The sequence below is a fragment of the Pseudomonas sp. OST1909 genome, assembly GCF_015277575.1.
In the GTDB taxonomy this organism is placed as follows: Bacteria; Pseudomonadota; Gammaproteobacteria; order Pseudomonadales; family Pseudomonadaceae; genus Aquipseudomonas; species Aquipseudomonas synxantha_A.
On the sequence record NZ_CP063780.1, the window covers coordinates 3776807 to 3798688 of the forward strand.

Consider the following 21882-nt stretch of genomic DNA (forward strand, 5'->3'; position numbering starts at 1 on the left):
CGGGCTGGCGGTAATCGACCGACAGTATCCCGAGGCCGGACAAATCGGCCTGAAATCAAAAAAGGGTTCAGCGTTCGCTTTGCTTGCGGTTGACCTTGGCCATCGGCATCGGCACGAGCTTGCCAATGGGCTGGCGCGCAACCTGACGCACCGGCCGCAACCCGACCACGATCTTGCGCGCTACCAGTAGATAGAAGCCGCCGCCGGATAATTGCCAGGCACCCGCACGGCGTTCCCAGCCGGCCAGGCGGCCCTGCCACTTGGCTGTTGCAAGCGGCGGACGATAGCACCCGAAGCGACGTTTCTCCAGCGCAAAGCCCAGCAGGTTCAGCCAGTCTCCCACCCGCGATGGCGAGATGCAGCGCGCCTGACGCAGGCCATCACGGGCGAACACACGGCGCAAGCCCCAGCTGCTCCAGGGGTTGATACCGACAATCAGCAAATGGCCACCTGGGCGCACGCTGCTCGCGGCTTCGCGCAGCAACCCATGGGGCGACAGGCAGAAATCCAGGCCATGCTGCAGCACTACCACATCAGCGGCGTGCTCGCTCAAGGGCCAGGCCTGTTCCTCACAGACGATTTCCACCCCCGGTAGCGGCGCGCCCAGGCGAACATTGCGTTGCACCTGAGGCGCCGAAGGCGGCGTCTGGGCCGAGGGGCCGTAATGCACCAGATAGCCGCCAAAGAACCGGCCCAGCTCGTCGTCGAGCATACGCCGCTCTTCGTCCAGCAGAAATTGCCCAATCGGCCCGGACAACCATTCACGAGCCGAACTGATCAGGGCCAGCCACTCAGGATCGGCCTGGGCGAACGCTTTATCAGTCATTGCATTCTCCAACTCGCCTAGACGTTCTAAGATGCACCAATGTGTTCAGCTTGGCGAATCGAAGAATGATACAGATCAGTGCCCTACCCGCCTTCACCGACAACTACATCTGGTTGTTACAAGACCCTTCCACCCTGCGCTGCGCCGTAGTCGACCCGGGCGATGCCGCGCCGGTGCTGGCCTGGCTCAAGCACAACACCGAGTGGACCCTCAGCGACATCCTGGTCACCCACCATCACCATGATCATGTGGGCGGTGTCGAGCAACTGAAAAATACCACCGGCGCCAAGGTTTACGGCCCGGCCAATGAAAAGATTCCGGCGCGGGATGTAGCCCTGCACGACAATGACCGCATCAACGTGCTGGGCTGGGACTTCGACGTGTACGCCGTGCCGGGGCACACGCTGGGGCATATCGCCTTTTATCACCAGGGCGTGTTGTTGTGTGGCGATACGCTGTTCGCTGCCGGCTGCGGCCGCCTGTTCGAGGGCACGCCGGAGCAGATGCATGCCTCCCTGCAGCGCCTGGCCGCCCTGCCTGCCGATACACTTGTGTACTGCACCCATGAATACACACAAAGCAACCTAAAGTTTGCCCAGGCCGTTGAACCGGACAACACCGATATCGCCGAACGGGTGGAAAATGTTGCCCAACTCCGCGCCCGTGGCGAGATCACGCTGCCTTCGAGCCTGGCGCTGGAAAAACTCACGAATCCCTTTTTGCGCACCGCTGAAACATCCGTTAAACAAAAAGCGGACGAACGGAATGGCCGCGACAACCGCTCTGGGGCCGAGGTGTTTGCTAGCTTGAGGGCTTGGAAAGATAAGTTCTAAGAGGATGCAATCTGATACGTAATTTCTGAATGGTTGACCGGAACCAAAGCGCTTTCTAGAATCGCCCGACATTTTTGCCCGGAACTTACTTCCAGCCAATGTCGTCATCTATTCGTAAATCCATTTCTTCAGACGCATTGACCCGCCTGGCTCAAGCCGTGGCGGTGGCCGTTTCCGCAACTCTGGCGGGCTGCCAATCGACTAATTACGCTGCACAATCCACCGTGCAACCCAAACCCAATCTTGCTGCCAAGATCAAGCAAAAACCTATTTGGCTATCAGAGAAGCCCAGCCCCGAAGTGCCCCAGGATGTCTGGGAACGCATGCGTCGGGGCTTTCAATTGCAGGACGGTGTAGGCGTCAACCCACGCATCGAGCAACAGCGTCTGTGGTTCGCCAGCAACCCGTCCTTTCTGGAGAACGCCGGTGAACGCGGCAGCCTCTACATTCATTACATCGTCGAACGCCTTGAAGAACGCAACATGCCTCTGGAGCTGGCCCTGCTGCCAGTGATTGAAAGTGCCTACAACCCGATGGCTTATTCGCGCAGCGATGCGGTCGGCTTGTGGCAGTTCATTCCCTCCACCGGGCGCTACTTCAACCTGCGCCAGACCCGTGCCTACGACGGCCGCCGCGACATCACCGCCTCCACCACCGCCGCCCTGGACTATCTGACGCGTCTGCATGACATGTTCAACGGCGACTGGCTGCTGGCCCTGGCGGCTTATAACGCCGGCGAAGGTACGGTCAGCCGGGCGATCGAGCGCAACGAAAAGCTCGGCCTGCCCACCGATTACTGGAACCTGCCCCTGCCCCAGGAAACCAAGGACTATGTGCCCAAGTTCCTGGCCCTGTCCCAGGTGGTTCTGGCGCCAGAGGCCTACGGCGTCAACCTGAACCCGATTGCCAACACGCCGTACTTCGAAGTGGTTGAAGTCAAGCAAAGCATGGACCTGTCACGGGTTGCCGCGTTGGCCGAGATCGACGAAGACGAACTGTTCCAGCTCAACCCGGCCCTGAAACAACGCACCACCCTGGACGGCCCCCAGCATTTGCTGGTGCCGACCTCCAAGGCGCAGCTGCTCACCAGCACCCTTTCGACGATGAAGCCGGAAGAATTGCTGAGCATGCGCCCCAAGAAGCCGGTGTTCGACGAAGTCGAGACCAAGTCGGTGGCCGGGCGTACCCGCAGCTACAAGGTGCGCAGTGGCGATAACCTTACCTTGATCGCCAAGGCCAACAAGGTCGACGTGCATGACCTGCAACGCTGGAACAAGCTCAACGGCCAGGCACTCAAGGTCGGCCAGACCCTGGTGATGCAGGATACCCGCAAGGCCGTCGCTAAAAAACCGGTGCAGTACAAGGTCAAGAAAGGCGACTCGTTGTACATGGTCGCCAAGCGTTTCAACGTTGAGATGCAACATCTCAAGCGTTGGAACCCACGCACCGGCCAGGCACTGAAACCGGGGCAAATGCTGGTGGTGTCGGGGCCAAGATAAGGCCCTCAAGAACACCGAGGAGCTAATGTAGGAGGGGGCTTGCTCCCGATAGCGATGTGTCAGCCAGCCTGGTATTGACTGACACACCGCTATCGGGAGCAAGCCCCCTCCCACATCGGCCTATAGCCAATTTCAAGATGCTTTTTCCAACCGGAACAAGCTGTTACTGTACCGATCATAAAGCCCAAGCCGCCTGGATCGGATCTCTGACTTGAAGCGTCCTCTCCTTCTACTAACAAGTCTGGCCTTGAGCTTTGCTGCGAACGCGACGATTACCGAGAGCCACGGTTACGCGCAGTTGGGCTCACTCAAGTACCCGGCCAAATTCACCCATTACGATTGGGTAAACCCTGCAGCGCCCAAAGGCGGCACACTGCGGGTTATGGCCTTTGGCACCTTCGACACGCTCAACCCCTATACCTTCAAGGGCACCAGCCCGGTTTCCACCGGCAATTTCCTGCAATACGGCGTCAATGAGCTGAACGAACCCTTGATGGTCGGCACCGGCCAGTACGCGCCGTCGGGCGACGAGCCCACTTCCAGCTATGGCCTGATTGCCCAGTCGGTGGAATACAGCGAGGACCGCAGTTGGGTGGTGTTCAACCTGCGCCCCGAAGCGCGCTTTCACGACGGCAAGCCGATCACCGCCGCAGACGTGGCGTTTTCCTATCGCACGCTGTTGACCGAAGGCCATCCGCAATACCGTACGAGCCTGCAGGAAGTGGCCCGGGTCGATATTCTCAACCGCCACCGCATCCGTTTTGTATTCAAGCGCGCGGGCAACCCGTTGCTGATCCTGCGCCTGGGCGAACTGCCGGTGCTGCCCCAACACTATTGGAAGGACCGTGACTTCAAGGCCACCACCTTCGAGCCGCCGCTGGGCAGTGGACCGTACCGCATCACCAAGGTCGCCCCCGGGCGGCAGTTGGTGTTTGAACGGGTCAAGAATTACTGGGGCAAGGACCTGCCGGTCAACCGAGGCTTCTACAACTACGACAAGGTCGAGGTAGAGTTCTATCGCGACAGCGACGTGGCTTTTGAAGCCTTCAAGGCTGGTGAATTCGACATTTACATCGAGCATCAGGCCAAGAACTGGGCCACGGGCTACAACTTCCCGGCGGTCAATCGTGGCGATGTGATCAAGGCGCAGATTGCCCACCAGATCCCCACCCAGAGCCAGGGCCTGTTCATGAATACCCGGCGGCCCGCCTTCAGCCAGGCCAAGGTCCGCGAAGCCCTGGGGTTGATGTTCGACTTCGAGTGGACCAACCGCACCCTGTTCAGCAGCGCCTACAAGCGTTCGGTGAGCTATTACCCCAACAGCGAATTCTCGGCCACCGGCCTGCCCGTGGGCCATGAGTGGCTGATGCTCTCGCCCTATCGCGACCAACTGCCGGCCGCACTGTTTACCCAGCCGTTCAGCCTGCCGCAGACCGACGGTCGCGGTATCCCCCGCGACACGCTGCGGCGCGCCCTGACACTGCTCGGCGAAGCCGGCTGGAAACTGTCGGGCCAACGCCTGCTCAACAAGGATGGGCAACCGCTGCGCCTGGAGATCCTGCTGGTCAACCCGAACCTTGAGCGCATCCTGCAACCTTATGTCGAAAATCTGACCCGCATCGGCATCGACGCCCGCTTGCGCACCGTCGACCGGGCACAGTACAAACAGCGCCTCGATCAATTCGATTTCGACATGATTCTGATGACCCTCAACCAGACCTTGAGCCCTGGTCTGGAGCAGTGGCAGTACTTTCACTCCAGCCAGGCCACGATCAAAGGCAGCAAGAACTACGCCGGCATCACCAACCCGGTGGTCGACCATCTGTTGGATCAACTGCTGGCGGCGCAGACCCGCGAAGAACAACTGGCGGCCGGCCGCGCCCTGGACCGCGTGCTGCTGTGGCAGCACTACAGCATTCCCAACTGGTACCTCAACTATCATCGCCTGGCGTACCGCAACCGGTTCGCCTTCGTTACCACGCCGCCCTATAGCCTGGGCCTGAGTGCGTGGTGGCTGAAAGCTTCGGAGAAAGCCCAATGATGTCTTTGCGTACTACCCTGCTCGCCAGCCTGTTGCTGTGCACCGCGGCCCAAGCCGCCCCGCAACACGCGCTGACCCTCTACAACGAGCCCCCCAAGTACCCCGCCGACTTCAAGCATTTCGACTACGTCAACCCCGACGCCCCCAAAGGCGGCACCTTCCGCGAATCGGCCATGGGCGGCTTCGACAGCCTCAACCCCTACATCAGCAAGGGTGTGCCGGCGGATAACCTGCCGTTGATCTACGACACCCTGGCCATGCAAAGCCTGGACGAGCCCATTACCGAATACGGGTTGGTGGCGGGCAAAATCGAAAAAGCCCCGGACAACAGCTGGGTGCGTTTCTACCTGCGCCCCGAAGCGCGCTTCCACGATGGCCATCCGATGCGCGCCGAGGACGTGGTGTTTACCTTCCAGACCCTGATCAAGGACGGTAACCCGCTTTATCGCAACTACTACGCCGATGTCGACGAAGTGGTGGCCGAAGACCCGTTGCGTGTGCTGTTCAAGTTCAAGCGCACCAACAACCGCGAATTGCCGCTGATACTCGGGCAGTTGCCGGTACTGCCCAAGCACTGGTGGGCGACCCGCGACTTTTCCAAGGGCAACCTGGAAGCTCCCCTGGGCAGCGGGCCTTACCAAGTGGCGCAGGTCAAACCCGGACGCATGATTCGCTACGAGCGGGTCAAGGACTACTGGGCCAAGGACCTGCCGGTCAACAAGGGTTTCTACAATTTCGACACCCGCATCACGGATTACTACCGTGACAGCACCGTGTCCCTGGAGGCCTTGAAGGCCGGGCAGTTCGATTACTGGCTGGAGTTCAGCGCAAAGAACTGGGCCAACGCCTACAACATTCCAGCGGTGACCCAGGGCCGACTGATCAAGGAAGAGATTCCCAACGGCAACCCCACCGGCATGCAGGGCTTTGTGTTCAATATGCGCAAGCCGATGTTCCAGGATGTGCGCGTGCGCAAGGCCATCAGCCTGTTGCTGGATTTCGAATGGAGCAATAAGCAGCTGTTCAACGGCGCGTACACCCGAACCCGCAGCTATTTCGAAAACTCGGAAATGGCCGCCACCGGTTTACCTGGCCCGGATGAACTGGCGATCCTTGAGCCTTTGCGCGACAAGATCCCGCCCGAAGTCTTCACTCAGGCGTTCGAACCTTCCAAAACCGACGGCAGCGGCATGATCCGCACCCAGCAGCGTGAGGCTTACCAACTGCTGCAAGAGGCAGGCTGGAAGATCGTCGACGACAAGATGGTCGATACCACCGGCAAGCCGGTGACTATTGAATTCCTGCTGGCCCAGACCGAATTCGAACGCATCCTGCTGCCGTTCAAGCGCAACCTGTCCGACCTGGGCATCGACCTGGTGATTCGCCGAGTGGATGTCTCGCAGTTCGTCAACCGCCTGCGCTCACGGGATTTCGACATGCTGGTGGGCAGCTTCCCACAGTCCACCTCGCCCGGTAACGAGCAGCGCGAATTCTGGAAATCCTCCAGCGCCGACAAGCCCGGCAGCCGTAACTACATGGGTCTCAAGGATCCGGCCGTTGACCAACTGGTCGAAGAGCTGATCGATGCCGGCTCGCGCCAAAGCCTGATTGCCCACGCCAGGGCGCTCGACCGCGTACTCCAGTTTGGTTACTACGTGGTGCCCAACTGGCACATCAAGACCTTCCGCGTGGCGTACTGGGACCACTTGGGTCATCCCAAGGTCTCGCCACGCTACGACGTGGGCACGGCCACCTGGTGGGCCAAACCCGATGTCAAACCGGCGGTCTCCCTGGACACCACACAAAACGCCGATGCGGCGAGCGGAGGCGATTGAATGCTGGCCTATATTGTTCGCCGCCTGTTGCTGATCATTCCCACGCTGTTCGGGATTCTGCTGATCAATTTCGTCATCATCCAGGCCGCCCCCGGCGGGCCGGTGGAGCAAATGATCGCCAAGCTGGAAGGCTTCGACGGCGCCACCAGCCGCATTGCCGGGGGCGGGGCCGAAGTCGCGGTGGCCGGCTCCAGCTACCGTGGCGCCCAAGGCCTGGACCCGGCGCTGATCAAGGAAATCGAAAAGATGTACGGCTTCGACAAATCGGCGCCGGAACGCTTGTGGATCATGGTCAAGAACTACGCACGGCTGGATTTTGGCGACAGTTTTTTTCGTGACGCCAAGGTCATCGACCTGATCAAGGAAAAGATGCCGGTGTCCATTTCCCTCGGGTTATGGAGCACCCTGATCATGTACCTGGTGTCGATCCCTCTGGGGATCGCCAAGGCCACGCGACACGGCAGCCACTTCGATGTGTGGACCAGCTCGGCCATCATCGTCGGCTATGCGATTCCGGCGTTCCTGTTTGCGATCTTGCTGATCGTGGTGTTTGCCGGCGGCAGTTATTTCGACTGGTTCCCCTTGCGCGGGCTGACCTCCAACAACTTCGACGAGTTGAGCGTTGGCGGCAAGATCCTCGATTACTTCTGGCACCTGGCGCTGCCTGTCACCGCACTGGTGATCGGCAACTTCGCGACCATGACCCTGCTGACCAAGAACAGCTTTCTCGACGAGATCAACAAGCAATACGTGGTCACCGCCAAGGCCAAAGGGCTGACCAACCACCGCGTGCTCTACGGCCACGTCTTCCGCAATGCGATGCTGCTGGTGATCGCCGGCTTCCCCTCGGCGTTCATCGGCATCTTCTTTACCGGCTCGCTGCTGGTGGAGGTGATCTTCTCCCTCGACGGCCTGGGCCTGATGAGCTTTGAAGCGGCCATCAACCGCGACTATCCGGTGGTATTCGGCACGCTGTTTATCTTCACCCTGCTGGGACTGGTCGTGAAACTGATCGGTGACCTCACCTATACCCTGGTCGATCCGCGTATCGACTTCGCCAGCCGGGAGCATTGAGATGAACCTGTCCCCCCTCAATCGCCGCCGGTTCGAGCGGTTCAAGGCCAACAAACGTGGCTGGTGGTCGCTGTGGCTGTTCCTGATCCTGTTCGGGCTGAGCCTGGGCGCCGAGCTGATCGCCAACGACAAACCCCTGGCCGTACATTACGACGGCGACTGGTATTTCCCGGCGCTCAAGCGCTACCCCGAGACCACCTTCGGCGGCGAATTCCCCCTGGAAGCCAACTACAAGAGCCCGTATATTCAGGAACTGCTCAAGGCCAAGGACGCCTGGACCTTGTGGGCGCCGATCCCGTTCAGCTACCAGAGCATCAACTACGACCTGAAGGTCCCCGCCCCTGCGCCCCCTTCAAGCGTGAACCTGCTGGGTACCGATGACCAGGGGCGTGACGTGCTGGCGCGGGTGATCTACGGCTTTCGCGTATCGGTGCTGTTTGCCCTGACCCTGACCGTGCTCAGCTCGATCATCGGCGTGATTGCCGGCGCGTTGCAGGGGTTCTATGGCGGCTGGGTCGACCTGGCCGGGCAGCGCTTTCTGGAGATCTGGTCGGGGCTGCCGGTGCTCTACCTGCTGATCATCCTCGCCAGTTTCGTGCAGCCCAACTTCTGGTGGCTGCTGGGGATCATGCTGCTGTTTTCCTGGATGAGCCTGGTGGATGTGGTGCGCGCCGAGTTCCTGCGCGGGCGCAACCTTGAGTACGTGCGCGCAGCGCGGGCGCTGGGCATGCAGAACGGCGCGATCATGTTCCGCCATATCCTGCCCAATGCGATGGTCTCGACCATGACCTTTCTGCCGTTCATCCTTACCGGCGCCATCGGCACCCTCACCGCCCTGGATTTCCTTGGCTTCGGCCTGCCGGCGGGTTCGCCGTCGCTGGGTGAATTGGTGGCCCAGGGTAAATCCAACCTGCAAGCGCCGTGGCTGGGCATGAGTGCCTTTGCCGTACTGGCGATCATGTTGAGCCTGCTGGTGTTTATCGGCGAGTCCGCTCGCGATGCGTTCGACCCGAGGAAATGAGATGAATCCGGACAATCTGATTGAAATCCGTGACCTCAGTGTCGAGTTTGTCACCGGTGAACATCACCACCGCGTGGTCAACCAGGTGAGCTTTGACATCAAGCGGGGTGAGACCCTGGCGCTGGTCGGCGAAAGCGGCTCCGGAAAGTCGGTAACGGCCCACTCGATCCTGCGGCTGCTGCCCTACCCGTTGGCGCGACACCCGAGCGGCACTATCGAATACGCCGGGCAAGACCTGCTGACCCTTAAAGAAAAGACCCTGCGGCATATTCGCGGCAACCGCATTGCAATGATCTTTCAGGAGCCGATGACCTCGTTGAACCCGCTGCACTCCATCGAGAAGCAGATCAACGAAGTACTCGGCCTGCACAAGGGCCTGACGGGCAAGGTCGCTACCCGGCGCACCCTGGAGTTGCTGGAGCTGGTGGGCATCCCCGAACCGCACAAACGCCTCAAGGCGCTGCCCCACGAATTATCCGGTGGCCAGCGCCAGCGGGTGATGATCGCCATGGCGTTGGCCAATGAGCCGGAGCTGCTGATCGCCGATGAGCCGACCACGGCCCTGGATGTCACCGTGCAGTTGAAGATCCTGGAGTTGCTCAAGGAGTTGCAGGCGCGGCTGGGCATGGCGCTGTTGCTGATCAGCCACGACCTCAACCTGGTGCGACGCATCGCCCATCGCGTGTGCGTGATGCAGCAAGGTTGCATCGTGGAGCAGGCCGAGTGCGAAACATTGTTCCAGTCGCCCCAGCACCCCTACACCCAGGAATTATTGGCAGCAGAGCCCAGCGGCGGCCCGGCCGGCAATGAGGTCGGCCCAGCGTTGCTGGAAGTAGACGACCTGAAAGTCTGGTTCCCGATCAAGAAGGGCTTTTTGCGCAACACCGTGGATTACGTCAAGGCGGTGGACGGCATCAACTTCAGCCTGCCCCAGGGGCAAACCCTGGGCATCGTCGGTGAAAGTGGCTCGGGCAAGTCCACCCTGGGCCTGGCGATTTTGCGCCTGATCGGCAGCAAGGGCGGGATACGCTTCGAAGGCCAGCAACTGGACACGCTTACCCAGCAACAGGTGCGGCCGTTGCGCCGGGAAATGCAGGTGGTGTTCCAGGACCCGTTCGGCAGCCTGAGCCCGCGCATGTGCGTCAGCGAAATCGTCGGCGAGGGCTTGCGTATCCACAAGATGGGCACGCCTGACGAGCAGGAAGCAGCGATTATCGCAGCGCTCAGGGAAGTGGGCCTGGACCCCGAATCCCGTCATCGCTACCCCCACGAATTCTCCGGTGGCCAACGCCAACGTATCGCCATCGCCCGCGCCCTGGTGCTCAAGCCGCGCCTGATTTTGCTGGACGAGCCCACCTCCGCCCTGGACCGCACGGTACAACGCCAGGTGGTTGAGTTGCTGCGCGGCTTGCAGGCCAAGTACAACCTGACGTACCTGTTTATCAGCCATGACCTGGCGGTGGTGAAGGCGCTCAGCCACCAACTGATGGTGGTCAAGCAAGGCCAGGTGGTGGAGCAAGGCGATGCCAAGGCGATTTTTGCCGACCCACAACATGCCTACACCCGCCAGTTGCTCAAGGCCGCCTTTTTGGTACCTGCCTGACATCACATCAAGGCTGACGCCACGGGCGGTGTGTGTAAAGATCAGCCCTCGATCTCTCAAGGGATGGAACCACCGCCATGTCGCTGAACACCACTGCCCGCCCCGCTCAGGCGCCTTGTTTCTGGCGTGACGAACGCGTGCCGTTTATCGAGGCGCGCACCATTGCCGACGGGCGCAAGGTTACCTATACCCGGCACGCCCATGAGCACTTTTCCATCGGTGCGATCACCACCGGGCGCAGCTATTACCACTACGGCACACAAACGTTCGAGATCAGCGCTGGCACCGTGGTGCTGATGAACCCCGGCGACGTGCACGCCTGTAACCCTATCCAGAATGAGCATTGGTCCTATCATATGCTCTACCTGGATACACCCTGGCTGACCGACCTGCAGCACCAGTTGGGTTTCAGCACCGACCAGGGTTATCGCCCGTTCAGCACCCCCTATACCCGAGACGTCTCGCTGTATAACGGCTTATTGGCGTTGTACCGACTGTTGGTGGATGAGCAGGCCGAACTGCTGCACAAACAGAGCGCGCTGGTAGGTTACTTCAGCGAAGTCCAGCAGCGTTTGAACCCGTCGCTTACGCCGATACGAGAGGTCAATCACAAGCTGGAGCGTGCGGCGGACTTCATCCGTGAACACTGCACCGAGGCGTTGAAGCTGGAGGACATTTGCCTGGCGGCCGAGCTGTCGCCGTCGTACCTGATTCGCGCGTTCAAGCAATATTACGGGCTGACACCCCATGCCTTCCTGGTCAATCGCCGTATCCAGTTCGCCCGCGCTCGATTGCGCGACGGCGAACTGATTGCCGATGTCGCCCTGGCCGCAGGCTTTGCCGACCAGGCGCACTTCCAGCGCACGTTCAAACAACACTTTGCCGCCACGCCCGGGCAGTACCGCGAGAACCTCAAGCCATCAGCAAATAACCCACACTGGCCACCAGCAACGCGGCCATTGAGCGGTTGAACAGGCGCACGCCCTGCGGGTTGTTCAAGTAGCGACGCAAGAACGTCCCGGCATACGCCCAGCACGCCACCGACAGGTAGCAAATCACCAGGTAAAGCGCCGCAAACAGCCATACCTGCCCCGCATCGCCATCGGCCACGAACAACCCCATCCCGGCCACGCAGGCCAGCCAGGCTTTGGGGTTGAGCCATTGCATGATCGCGCCGTACAGCATCGATGGCGCGGTAGCGGCGCCTTCAGCGTCAAGGCGACCGTCATCCATCGCCAGTTTCCAAGCCATATACAACAGGAAAGCCACCCCGCCCCACTGGATTACCTGAGTCAGTATCGGCCAGCGCACCAGCACTTCATGCAGCCCCAGGCCGATCAGCACCAGCAGTAAAGTGAAGCCGACTGCCGCGCCGAACACATGTTTCTGGCTGGCGGCAAAGCCAAAGCGTGCACCGCTGCTCAGGGCAACCACATTGACCGGCCCAGGGGTGATGGAGGTGGCCAGGGCGAAAGCGGCCATGGAAATGATCAAGCTCATTGCAGTCCCTTCTTGTTATGTCAAACACAGGTGACTTCACGGTAAAGGTTCAGACACTGCGGATATTGAACAAAATGCCCCTTGGTGAACATTTGTGGTGATTCTGTAAAGGCGTGATTCCAGGCCACCTATCTCGGTTAAGGTAGGCGCCCTTTCGCCTTGACTCACTCTTCATGTCAACACTCAAGCACCTGCAGGTACTGCTCTCGCTGATCATCATGTCCCAGTCTGCCCACGCTCAGCCCGACGCTGTGCGCTGGCAGCCGTGCACCAACAGCCCCTTCGACAATTGGTTTGACGCTGAGCCACCGGAGGATCTGCTGTGCGGCTATGTTGAGGCGCCTTTGGGATATTCGGACAACGCCAAGGCGGACAAGGTACGACTGGCGCTGACTCGCTTGCCTGCTACCAGCGTCAAACAGGGCAGCGTAGTGGTGATCAGCGGGGGGCCGGGGCTGCCCGGGATCAACCCCTTCCTGGCCGATGACGACACCGTGGCCAGGCTCACGCGCTCCTACGACATTATCGGCTACGACCCGCGAGGCGTGGGGCAGTCAACACCGAAGATTTCCTGTGCCTTGCCCGAGCGGGACGAAAAAACGGTCATCGACGAAAACGACGTTGGCGCCTTGGAAGCCCAGGTCCGCAAAACCCTGGCCGCCTGCATCGAACATACCGGCGCAAAGGTCTTGCAGCACGTGGGCACCGACGACGCGGTCAATGACCTTGATGTGATCCGGGCTGCGTTGGGCGAACCCGGTTTGACCGCAGTGGCCTACTCCTACGGCACCCAGGTCGCGGCACTGTATGCCGAACGTTTTCCAGCGCAAACCCGTGCATTGGTGCTGGACGGTGTGGTGGACCTTTCAGAGGACGATTACACCCAACTACTGAATCAGGCTCGCGGCTACCAGCAGACCTTCAAGCGCTTTGCAGCGTACTGCGCAAAAAACCGTGACTGCCCTTTACCGTCCGATGAGGCGGGAGCGACCAAGGCCTTTCATCAACTATTACGCCAGGTATACGACACGGCCTTGATCACGCCCGATGGGGACGAAGTGACCGCCGACGACCTATTGACCACCACTCAAGCGCTGCTGCTGTGGTCCGACCGCTGGCCCGAGCTGATGGCTCTGTTGCAGAAGGCCAACGACGGGATCGCCGATGAACAGGTAGCCGGGCTGATTGACGAGAACGTCGGGGAAGATGCCGATGATGCCCTGAGCGTAATCTCTTGTGCAGACGTCGCAATCCCGAGTCGCGATGTTCAGTTATTGCGCAAACAGAGACAGGCGATTCGAGAGGCATCGCCCTTCACCAATTACCTGGCGGTGCAGCAGTCGGGCCTGGAACTGTGCGACCTGTGGCCATGGCGCGGCACGCTTTCAGCCCACGTACCAATGGCCGCACCGAGCCTGCCACCGTTGCTGTTTGTCGGCCAGCGATTCGACCCGACCACGCCCTACATCAACGCACGGCAGATGGCGAAATGGTTTAAAAGCCCACTGGTCACCCGTGAGGGAGACGGGCACACCCTGGTGCTCAACGGCATCGACCGCTGCGTGGACGAGGCTGTCGTCGACTATCTGCTGGCGCCTCGTGAGACCAGAACGGACAAGACCTGCCGCTAGCCAAGTGCCGAGTGGTGGGGCAAGAGCGTCTGGCTATCCGGTCGTCCCAACCGCCGGATCAAACCACCGCCGCCCGCTCGCGCACAAAGCGCGGCAACTGATCACCCGGCAATGCCTTGCTGAAATACCATCCCTGGATAAACAACTCAGGTCCCGTACTCAAGAACGCCAGTTGCTCGGCAGTCTCCACCCCCTCCACTACCACGCCCAGGTTCAACGCCTCACAAAACCGCAACATGCCGGTCAGCACCTGGGCGCCCTTGGGGTCGCGCTGGGCCACCACAAAACTGCGGTCGATCTTGATAAAGTCCACAGGAAACTGGTGCAGGTAACTCAACGCGGAAAACCCGGTGCCAAAATCATCGAGATACACTTTTGCTCCGGTGGCCTGCAGTTTATGGATGGTTTGGCGGGCGGCGGGAATATCGCTGACCAGCGCATCTTCGGTGATTTCCACCGACACTCGGCCATCGGCCTGGGCAAGAATTTCCACCAGGCGATCACCATAGGCGGCGTCCTTCAAGGTGGCACTGGAAATGTTGATGGTCATGGGCAGTTCAAAGCCGATCTTGCGCCACTTCTGATACTGGCGCACGGCCTGGGACGCCACCCACACGTCCACGTCCGGCATCAGCCTGGCTTGCGCCAGCCATTGCAGGAACTCCCAGGGTGAATGCACCGTGCCGTGGCTGTCCCGGGCGCGCATCAATGCCTCGCACCCGGTGCACAAGCCGGTACGGGTAGACACCTGGGGTTGGAATTCAAGGTAGAACTCGTAATCGCTGATCTGCTGGATCCGGCTCAATTCAACGGCCTGCCGCGCCAGGGTCCGGTGGGAGGCCATTACCGGGTCGAACTCCAGCAGGCGGCCTTTTTCTTCGAGGCCGCGAAAGGTCATGTCCAGAGACTTGAGGTAAACCGTGCCACCGTCGATGGACTGACGATGAATGGCCCGCACGTAGGGCGCATACACCAGCGTGCCCAAGCCCAACAGCAACACTTGCAGGGCCACAGCCGCCACGTCGCCATGGGTGCTGAGGTAGGCATTGAGCAGCACCGGCGCGGTAAACGGCACGCTGGCCACCGCCGGCGAGACCCAGCCCAATTGCACCACCGTCAATGCCACCATCGCGTTGAACGCCGGCACCAGTAGAAACGGTATGAACAAACGCGGGTTGAGGATGATCGGCAAGCCAAACAACAGCACCTCGCTGACGTTGAATAACGACAACGGCAAGCTGGCGATCGCCAGCAACCGCATGGAGTGGCTGCGGGAGAACACCAGGATCGCCAGCAGCAGGCACAAGGTAGCGCCCGATCCGCCGATAAACGCAAAACTGCCGAGCAGGCCGTTATTGAGCAGGTATTGGACCGGCTGCCCCGCCGCCAGCGCCGCACCATTAAGCACCACGGCCTGGTCCAGTACATCGAACAACGGCTGCATGGCATAGACGCCGTGAATGCCGAAGAACCACAGCAGCGAATTCATCAGCGTTACAAACAACCCAGTGCTGTAAGGCGATTGCAACGCATCGAGCACCCGGGGCCCCTGCAATTGCGCCACGTAGGGAATCAGCAACAGCAACGTCAGTATCATCACCAGTGACAACGCCGTGATCGCGCCAGGGATCACCATGTTGATGGTGCCCTTGAGGTTATGCCCAACCAGGTCTTCGTTGACCAGGCGTGTCCAGCGAAAACGGTGCAGCCAGGCAATGGCCGGCACATTGATCAAGGGCGAAGCGATGGCAATAAACAGCAGGAAGGTGGCCGACGCCCGGGGATACTCGCGCAATACGAACGTGGCAACCACCACGTGGGCCAGGCACAGGAAGGCGACCGGCAGCTGGGGCAGGCGATGCTGGATCGCCAACATGTAACCGATGGAGGCCGCAACCAGCAAGGGAATCACCGAGCTGATCTGGTTGTGCAACCCCGCCAGGAAACTCACTACCGGGGGGGCGAACCCCAACGCCTGGGCGCACTCGGACAGGATCAGGAATCCGGCGGATACCAACAGACACGGCAGTATCCACAACAACCCCTCGCGAATCGCACGCAACGACTCGGTGCTGGCCAAGGCCGCCAGGCGCTGGGTAAGGAAAAGTTTGAACAGCGTTTGCGCCATGAGCCGTCCTCTGCCCGTCACCTATTGCCGCTGGAAGCCAGGGCCGGAAACACACGCTAACGCTACACGCCCTGAGAGCAGGAGCGAAAGACTTTTGCCAGCCCGTACCGCGCTTCTTGGGATAAAACGCACGATAGCTGCACTTATTTCCCACCGAATTATCGAACTTTCTGACTTGAAGCAACCCCTAAGGCTATCTGAGTCGGTATCATCCGCGTCTGTCTGCGTGTTAAAGGATGTTACAACTTGCAAACCAGCAGGTACGCAGTCAGGGAATCAGGCCTGGAACGACAACAGGCACAAAGGAGAGAGCTTCATTATGCAAGACAAGCGGTCAAGCAACATGCGTCCCCTATTTGTCACCATTTTGCTGTGGTTGTGCAGTGTGGTGCTGCTGTTTGTAATCAAGAATGTCATTGAGCTGTTCACCGGGCCAGTCGCTGAAACCTGGGTTGACCTGGCATTGGTGCTAGTCGCTTACCTGATGTTCTTCTTGCTGGCGCCGTTGCAGAACTGGATGCGACGCAGAGCCCGAAAACGTGCGCGCCTTCACCCCAGCGCGCACTCAGGCGATTCCAAGTCCCGTCCTTCGCACTAAGGGCATGTCTTTGTCAGCACCCAGCGATACTTACCAGCTTGCCTTGGACAGGTTTTTGCGCGATCAGCCACATATCGCCGCTGAGCTGGACAGCCTCAACCCGTTGGCCGCCCAGGCCAGGGGGGAAACCCTGGCGCAGTATCGCGCCGAGCGCTTGCACGAAGCGTTCGAAGCCCACGCGGAGCAGCGACATCTGTTCGCCTGGGAACTGACCCTTGAACTAACGGCCGACTCCACCGAAACCTTCGAGGCCCAGCGCCGCGAAGTGCATAAAGAAGTCGCACAGATGGCCGGCATGGACTGGGTGGAGTATTGCCAGCTGCATGGCCTGGCGGTCTGACCTTTACCCTACAAGTACCAGCGTGGCCGGCTGCAGGCCATCACTTCGCGCAATTCGGCGAGTGTTACCGTTCGACGCTGCGGATCTATCGCCAACGCCGAATGTAATGCCGGCCAGCAGTGCCTGGGTAATTGCGCGGGCCGGGCCAGCCGGTCAGTGAAAGAGCGTGCGCCGATGCGCTGACCACTAGCCAGCTCATACACAATGCAGGCCATGCCGTATACCTCCGCAGCGCCGCTCAGCGCACCGCCGTCCAGTAATTCCGGGGCCGCGTAGGCGGGTGTCCAGGCATTGAAACGAGTACGGCTGACACTTGGCAAGCCCATCGCCTCGTGCGCCTGAGCATGCCCCAGGCCAAAATCGAACAAACATACGCCCTCCTCTCCCACCATGACGTTGGCGGGTTTCACATCGCCATGCAGGACGTTCTTCTGGTGGATGTAGGCCAAAGCATCAAGCAACTGCAGAGCGATGGGTTGCAGTTCCTGCCAGGGCAAACCATAGGGGCACTCCAGCAGCAGCCGGTCGAGGGTCACCCCTTGCAGCAGCTCCATGGTGAAAAACGCAATTTTGCTGTGGGTGTCGACCTCAAAGGAAAACACCCGTACCACACGGTCGTGCCGCAGGCTGCGGGCCAACGCAAACTCGCCGTACAACAGCACATGCGCGTCGGGGCACTGGGAAATGGACTCGCCCAGCAGCTTAAGTGCCACCCTGGAGCAAGGCTGGCCCAATTGCTCATGCAGCAGATCGCGCGCGCGGTACACCACGCCCATGCCGCCGCTGCCCAGGACGTGCTCAAGGTGATAACGCCCTGCCAGCAGACGGGATGGTGCAACCGTCAGGTTCAAGGTTGCACCACAACTGCGGTCAGGTCATCTCGCACCGGCCTGCGCAACGCCCCGGCGAATAATTGTTCCACCGCCTGCCGGGGCGTTCTCCTGCTCAACGCCCGTCCCACCTCGACATGGCTGAGGGTCTGATACAGGCCATCGCTGCACAACAGGAATACATCCCCAGGGCGAGTACTGAGCTCCAATACCTCAAGGTCCAAACGCGAGCGCGCACCAACGGCGCGGGTCAAGGCCCTGGCATCGGGGTGCGCCTGGGCTTGCGCCACGCTGATATGACGCTCGTCCATCAGGCGCCGCAGCAGCGAGTGATCCTTGGATAACTGGTAGAGGTTCTGGCCCCGCCATAGATAGCAGCGACTGTCTCCGGCCCAGACACAGGCTGCCCGACCGTTCTCCAACAGCAAGGCCACCACGGTACTGCCCATCGTCGCGCCATCATTTGAGTCGGGCTCTGTCCACGCACGCCGCAATCGCTGGTTAACGCCTTGCAAACTTTCCCGAACGGTATTGATCCGTTGATGGAGGTTGCCATGAGCCGACACTGAAGCCAGGTGGCTGACCACCCAATGACTGGCGACATCACCGTGCCGATAGCCGCCCATTCCGTCCGCCACAGCCCAGCAACCGCCATGCGGGTTGTCCAGAAACGCATCTTCATTACGCAGTCGCGCCTGCCCTCGCTGGGTGCGCCCGGCACTGCGCCAATGGGCGCCGGCCTGGCTCACAGTTGCTCCGGCAATCGAAAGGTGCGCCATGTGTCCATATCAAACGGCCCTGGCGTGCGCTGGCTGGTCAGCAGGTAATTGGCGCGCAGACCGGCGAGGTCTGCCTTGAAAATCTGCATATTTGCACCACTTGCGGGTTCTTTCTGCAGCAGATCGAAAAACCGGAACAGCGACCAGGCCCCTGCGTTTTTCTCGATGCCCAACGGGCGCTGCTCCGTACCTCTGTCCAGCACAAGGCTGCTGCGCCCATTCTCTGCCTCGGTGGGCCAATGAAACGCCATGGGCGTGATCGGGCCGTGCCGATATTCCAACTGCTGGTCGCCAAACCGCAGTACGGCTCGGCTGACCGATTGGTCCAGGCTGTAGGGCGCCAAGGTAAATCGCACAGACAACTCCCCCGAGTCCTCGCTGAAAAAGCCGCGGCGGATTACCTGGGTTTTCGTCAGTTGGTCCAGCAGCGAGCGCGAAACCGGCAAACTCTGGCCATCCAACCCACGCAACCTGTAACGGCTGCCATCGGCGCTGATGAAAGGCCGAAGATATCCCTCATAAAAACGCGCCATCACCCCCTGCGGCTTGAAGAACTCCTGAAAATCATGCAGCGCAACATCACTGCTTGCATGGGCATTGAATGGATAACGTCGGCGAAGGGCCTTGGCATAAAGGCTATGTACGTCGCCCTGATACCGTTGGTTGACATGCACATACGCCTGCTCCAGCAAATGCCGCCAACTGTCGTCGGCCACGCCCTCGAACCAACCGGCAAGCGGCAGCGGCAGACGCGCAGCAGCATCACGCAAATTGCCCAGTACATCCTGCTGCCCCTCCATACGCTGTCGAGCACGCAGGAAGGCCGCCTGCTCCGGCGCGCTGTCACGGTTCAATGCCGTGAGTTGCAGGTGCAGCTCACCGAGCAAACGCAACGCCTGGGCCAGCTCTGCGCCGGGGTTGTGCTGCTCATCGAGCAACTGATGCAAGGGTTCAAACCGCTGCTGCAATGCCCGCCGTGGCGCATCGTCAAAAACCGACTGCCCATCCGTCAACGTCGCCTTGGCCAGCCCTGCCAGCTCTCCCGAATGCTGGGACACCTTATCCAGCAGCACATGGCCTGGCAGCAAACGAGTGTTTTCCCGCAACTGCTGCAATAGCCGAATCAACGGGGACTGTGCCGAGGTCAGGCTCATGAGCTGGTCGGCATCCTGGCGCAGGCTGTCGGTCTGTTGCAGCCTGACTCGTCCGAGTACGTCGCTCCAGGCATCGGCATACTCACTGAAGTAGCGTTGCTGCAGTTCTGCCATCAACCGCCGCAGATCCTGTGGCCCCAGGTCGGTGCCCTGCCCCAGCACCCAATTATCCTGAGCGATGGCATTGACCAACCTCGGGCCCTGCGCCTCAAAGTACTGCACATATCTTTTTGTATAGAAACCGGGAACAGGCGGGTCGATCGTGGCAAATACCTTACCCTCGGCCAGGCGCAATGGTTCCAGGTTGCGCGCTTGTTCGCGCAATACTCGATACACGCCATCGGCCAACGATTCCCCCCTCAGCACTTCGCGGGCCTGGGCCACTCGCTCATCGTTGAGCGGTGTGACAAACGGCCGTTCAAGCAGCCGCGCCAAGTGCTCCCCCAGACGCTTCTGCGTGGGCATATCCCCGGCAAAACGCACCGACCAAAGGCCTGTCACATGCTGTGCCAGCCAGGTCGCGTCACGGCGCTCGCGCAGATTGAGCATCAAATACGCACGCAGGTTATCCAATAACCGTTCGCGGTCCCCCAGGCTTGCCTCTATCTGTTCTTCAAGCTGCGCGGTTATCCAGACCAGCAGTTGCTGTTGCAGCGCCTGCTCATAAGCCTGGTCTACCCAGGGACGACTCACCTCGCCCTGATACAGGCCGAGGCGCTCGACCAGGCGCACATCCTGCGCCGCCGGAAACACCCGGGTCGCCGCCAACCGCGCATCCAACAGCCCCAACAACGCCGGGCTTTCATCGCTTTGAGCCCCTGCGGCCGGCGCCGTCTGGGCGACCAATGCCGCCAGTTGGACCAGGCGTTGCTGGTTGACGCTGTAGCTGTACATCCACAGACCGCTGACCCCGCCAAGAATCAGCGCGACTGTCATCGCTTGCAGGCCCTGGCGCTGACGGATGCGCCGCTGCTCCTGGGCTTGCAGGCTGGCAAGACCGGCTTCGGCAAAGATCACCTGGCTGAACAGCCCCCTCACAAAACGTACATGCCTGTCATCGGCACAGGTCAGGAAGAACCCTCGCAAACCATTGATGGGTTGGTAGCGATGAGCAGAAAAGGCCATTTCAGCGAACAGGCTTACACGCTCACCGACGCGTGCCGCCTGCTGGGGAAACTCCAGGATCTGACCACGACGTTCAACGTTGCCCTCCTGGTGCAGTCGCGCAATCAGCTCACCGTTCAAACGCTGCAATAATCCCTCGACGGCCTCGTGAACCTGGGTATTTTCAGGCATGCGGCTGCCGACATCCAGTGGCTGCCCCAGCAGGCTGTCGGCACCTTCCCCATGGGGTGAATCAAAGAACTCAGCGAATCCGGGCAATCGATCCGCCTGGGTCAAGACCAGATAGATCGGCACATCCACATGTAGTGTTTGCTGGATCTCCTGCAAGCGCGCGTGCACACGACGGGCATGGTGATCCAGGTCGTACTCGCTGGTGTTGAGCAACGTGTCTACCGACAGAGCCACTACCACGCCGTTGAGCGGGCGCACCCGGCGGCGCCACCTGAGGAGATTCAGCAGAGTGGCCCAGCCTGCGGCATCCACTGCACTGTCAGGCTGGGTCAGATAGCGCCCCGGGGTGTCGACGAGTACGCCTTCGTCGGCGAAATACCACTCGCAATGAGCACTGCTGCTCGTCGGTCGCCTGTCAGCGTGTTCAGGCGATAACTGCAAGCCGGCTGCCGCCAGCAGCTGCGTCTTGCCACTGCCCGGCTCACCCATCAACAGGTACCAGGGCAACTCATGGCGCCAACGCGCGCTGCGCTCTCCATAACGGCTGGAGGTTTTCAGCAGGTGAACCGCATCCTTTAACCGAGTGCGTACGCAGCGGTATTCGTTCTCCACCCGTGTCGACGGCTGCTGGCGGGGCTGGCGCTCAGACCGTGGACGCCGGGCGGCACGACCACCGCGGGCAAGGGCCATCACCAACCCCCAAAGCAGGAACACGACGCTGATGGTGACCAGGCGAGACGTCGCGCCCTGCCAAACAGGCTGATCATTCACCGCCAACAGCGGCCCCCAAAACCACACCACTGCCGCACACGAAAGCGCCAGCAACATGCTCCAAACCCAAAACCGGCCCAGCACGGCGCCCACACCCTTGAAGAATGCGCTCATTCTTTGCTC

General features: G+C 60.5%; 17 protein-coding genes. 11 read left to right on the plus strand and 6 right to left on the minus strand.

The features are described from left to right. Positions 1-67: 67 nt before the first annotated feature. Positions 68-826, minus strand: coding sequence for a methyltransferase domain-containing protein (locus tag IH404_RS16360; protein WP_005788749.1), 759 nt, complete (start codon positions 824-826; stop codon positions 68-70). A gap of 65 nt (positions 827-891) precedes the next feature. On the opposite strand from IH404_RS16360, the gene gloB reads away from it, so the two are divergent. The 8 genes from gloB to IH404_RS16400 all read left to right on the plus strand — a co-directional run bounded on the left by gloB (position 892) and on the right by IH404_RS16400 (position 11703). Then, positions 892-1659 carry a hydroxyacylglutathione hydrolase gene (gene gloB / locus IH404_RS16365; RefSeq protein WP_005788750.1) on the plus strand — a complete coding sequence of 256 codons (768 nt, stop codon included), beginning with the start codon at positions 892-894 and terminating at the stop codon, positions 1657-1659. A 98-nt stretch (positions 1660-1757) separates the two neighbouring features. Further along, positions 1758-3158, plus strand: a complete 1401-nt coding sequence (locus tag IH404_RS16370; protein WP_005788751.1) for a transglycosylase SLT domain-containing protein — start codon at positions 1758-1760, stop codon at positions 3156-3158. A gap of 211 nt (positions 3159-3369) precedes the next feature. Further along, the gene (locus IH404_RS16375; protein WP_194438455.1) at positions 3370-5199 is read left to right on the plus strand and encodes an extracellular solute-binding protein; all 1830 of its coding nucleotides are present in this window, start codon (positions 3370-3372) and stop codon (positions 5197-5199) included. After that, positions 5196-7034, plus strand: a complete 1839-nt coding sequence (locus tag IH404_RS16380) for an extracellular solute-binding protein (RefSeq protein WP_005788754.1) — start codon at positions 5196-5198, stop codon at positions 7032-7034. The genes IH404_RS16375 and IH404_RS16380 overlap by 4 nt, the downstream gene beginning before the upstream one ends. After that, complete coding sequence (locus IH404_RS16385; RefSeq protein ID WP_005788756.1) at positions 7035-8108, plus strand: microcin C ABC transporter permease YejB; 1074 nt, start codon at positions 7035-7037, stop codon at positions 8106-8108. It begins immediately after the preceding gene. Position 8109: 1 nt separating this feature from the next. Continuing rightward, entirely contained in the window at positions 8110-9129 is a 1020-nt protein-coding gene (locus tag IH404_RS16390; RefSeq protein ID WP_005788757.1) for an ABC transporter permease, read from the plus strand. 1 nt (position 9130) lies between these two features. Further along, entirely contained in the window at positions 9131-10732 is a 1602-nt protein-coding gene (locus tag IH404_RS16395; RefSeq protein ID WP_005788759.1) for an ABC transporter ATP-binding protein, read from the plus strand. 77 nt (positions 10733-10809) lie between these two features. Then, positions 10810-11703: an AraC family transcriptional regulator gene (locus tag IH404_RS16400; RefSeq protein WP_005788760.1), complete on the plus strand. Its 894-nt coding sequence runs from the start codon at positions 10810-10812 to the stop codon at positions 11701-11703. Here IH404_RS16400 and IH404_RS16405 read toward each other — a convergent pair. After that, positions 11645-12232: a LysE family translocator gene (locus IH404_RS16405; RefSeq protein WP_032803577.1), complete on the minus strand. Its 588-nt coding sequence runs from the start codon at positions 12230-12232 to the stop codon at positions 11645-11647. The genes IH404_RS16400 and IH404_RS16405 overlap by 59 nt on opposite strands. A 173-nt stretch (positions 12233-12405) precedes the next feature. On the opposite strand from IH404_RS16405, the gene IH404_RS16410 reads away from it, so the two are divergent. After that, positions 12406-13863, plus strand: a complete 1458-nt coding sequence (locus IH404_RS16410; RefSeq protein ID WP_194438457.1) for an alpha/beta hydrolase — start codon at positions 12406-12408, stop codon at positions 13861-13863. A 58-nt stretch (positions 13864-13921) separates the two neighbouring features. Here the strand turns inward: IH404_RS16410 and IH404_RS16415 are convergent, their stop codons facing one another. Continuing rightward, positions 13922-15991, minus strand: a complete 2070-nt coding sequence (locus tag IH404_RS16415) for an EAL domain-containing protein (RefSeq protein ID WP_005788763.1) — start codon at positions 15989-15991, stop codon at positions 13922-13924. A 343-nt stretch (positions 15992-16334) separates the two neighbouring features. Here IH404_RS16415 and IH404_RS16420 point away from each other — a divergent pair, with 343 nt between their 5' ends. Both IH404_RS16420 and IH404_RS16425 read left to right on the plus strand, forming a co-directional pair. Then, positions 16335-16589, plus strand: a complete 255-nt coding sequence (locus IH404_RS16420) for a hypothetical protein (RefSeq protein ID WP_228309798.1) — start codon at positions 16335-16337, stop codon at positions 16587-16589. A 10-nt stretch (positions 16590-16599) separates the two neighbouring features. Continuing rightward, positions 16600-16929: a DUF6388 family protein gene (locus IH404_RS16425; protein WP_005788766.1), complete on the plus strand. Its 330-nt coding sequence runs from the start codon at positions 16600-16602 to the stop codon at positions 16927-16929. A gap of 8 nt (positions 16930-16937) precedes the next feature. Here the strand turns inward: IH404_RS16425 and IH404_RS16430 are convergent, their stop codons facing one another. The 3 genes from IH404_RS16430 to tssM are packed head-to-tail and all read right to left on the minus strand — an operon-like array spanning position 16938 to position 21873. Beyond that, positions 16938-17780 (minus strand): serine/threonine-protein kinase, encoded by an 843-nt coding sequence (locus IH404_RS16430; protein WP_005788768.1) that lies wholly within the window; start codon positions 17778-17780, stop codon positions 16938-16940. After that, positions 17777-18508 (minus strand): PP2C family serine/threonine-protein phosphatase, encoded by a 732-nt coding sequence (locus tag IH404_RS16435; protein ID WP_005788769.1) that lies wholly within the window; start codon positions 18506-18508, stop codon positions 17777-17779. Before IH404_RS16435 ends, IH404_RS16430 begins: the two co-directional genes overlap by 4 nt. After that, complete coding sequence (tssM, locus tag IH404_RS16440) at positions 18505-21873, minus strand: type VI secretion system membrane subunit TssM (protein ID WP_194438458.1); 3369 nt, start codon at positions 21871-21873, stop codon at positions 18505-18507. The genes IH404_RS16435 and tssM overlap by 4 nt, the downstream gene beginning before the upstream one ends. Between the last annotated feature and the right edge of the window lie 9 nt (positions 21874-21882).